The organism is Marinococcus sp. LNHM5E3-2.1 (genome assembly GCF_056034365.1).
Window position 1 is genome coordinate 1 of the sequence record NZ_JBQLIB010000034.1, and the last position, 1,439, is coordinate 1,439.

Here is a 1,439-nt window from a genome sequence, read left to right on the forward strand (position 1 = left end):
TAGACGAGAATATTTGTCCTTTGAGGAAAAGCTCCACGTATTAGAGAAAAATAGCGAAGGCCGCATAGATGAGGAGACCGCTCATCACCACCCGCACCGGCCGATCGTATGTGGCGAAAAACGCTTGAAACATGCTCCCAAATACCGACCATAAGAGCAGGGCCCCCCATCCGAGAACGATGGTGATGATCATATAACCAAGCACTGCCAGTAATGATCCCGTGAGTGGCAAAATAAAGGCACTCATGACCGTTAAAAAGAATAAGATGCTTTTGATGTTGAAAAGCTGGACGAGCACGCCGGTCCAAAACGATGAACGGCCGGGTTTGCCAGTGGTACTGGAAGAGGACGGGCGGCTCACTTTCCAGGCTAGATATAAGAGATAACCGGCTCCTAACGTCTTCAAGTACGGTTCGATCATGGGTATCCATTGATACAACGTCGATGTAAAAATACCGCTCAGGAAGCCAAGGAGTGCAAATCCGGTTAAAATCCCACTCGAGAATCGCCACGCTCCGGTAAACCCTTCTTTTCGTGCTTCATTCATCATTAAAATATTGCTCGGCCCAGGCGTGATAGAAGTAACGATGATATATGAAAGAAATGCGGCGATATTCATTTGATCCCTTCCTTTTTGATTGCTCATTGGCCCTTTCTATTGTATGGTACTTATGACGATTCATAAAATTGAAATTAGTAAAACGACTATCGAATTTTTCGATTAAAAAACCAGAAAGGAAGCTCTCGATGGAAATCCGGCACATTCTGACGTTTCAAACCATTGTAAAAACAGGGAGCTATACCGAAGCTGCAGCCGTCCTCGGTTATACGCAGTCCACGATTACTTCTCATATGCAGGCACTCGAACGAGCCATTGGCGGTCCCGTCTTTTTATATGAATATAAACAGCTGCGACTGACCCCGCTCGGGGAAGAACTCATTCCCTTGGCTGAAGACCTGCTGGCGACGCACAAGCGGATGACGCAGATGCACCACTCCCAGGAGGTTCAGGGAGTGTTAAAAATTGCTGCTCCCGAGTCGCTGACTATTTCCCGACTTGGACCGGTCATTCAAGCGTATTCCCGGAAGTACCCTCAGGTGGAAGTGGTCCTGACCAACGGCACCTGCAGCAAAAATCAGACGGACTTGCTCAGCGGCCGGGTCGATGTTGCTTTTATGGTGTATCCGGAAGTTCACTTGGAACGATGCGAGCATTATTCATTCGGGCAGGAGCCCATGGTGCTTGTCGGGCCCCCGGAGGGGCCAGGTCATTTCAATGATTATAAAATGGGGGAATCCGACGCCAGTTTCATTACCAACGAACAGGGGTGCAGCTATCGGACGCTGTTTGAACGGTATATGGCCAAGCACGAACTCCCGGTGTTTCGTCCCATGGAGTTGTGGAGCATTGAAGCTATCAAGCAGATGGTGCAATGTGG

General features: G+C 48.8%; 2 protein-coding genes. One reads left to right on the forward strand and one right to left on the reverse strand.

Annotated elements, in window-relative coordinates:
• Positions 1-40 precede the first annotated feature (40 nt).
• Positions 41-619: a LysE family transporter gene (locus ACTRXH_RS16005; protein WP_474262233.1), complete on the reverse strand. Its 579-nt coding sequence runs from the start codon at positions 617-619 to the stop codon at positions 41-43.
• 128 nt (positions 620-747) lie between these two features.
• On the opposite strand from ACTRXH_RS16005, the gene ACTRXH_RS16010 reads away from it, so the two are divergent.
• Positions 748-1,439, forward strand: a 692-nt coding sequence (locus ACTRXH_RS16010; RefSeq protein ID WP_474283036.1) for a LysR family transcriptional regulator, incomplete at its 3' end; no start/stop codon positions are given.

Coding starts and splice junctions, on each gene's coding strand:
- ACTRXH_RS16005 (WP_474262233.1), bottom strand. CDS start 619: ATGAATATCGCCGCATTTCTTTCATATATCATCGTTACTTCTATCACG.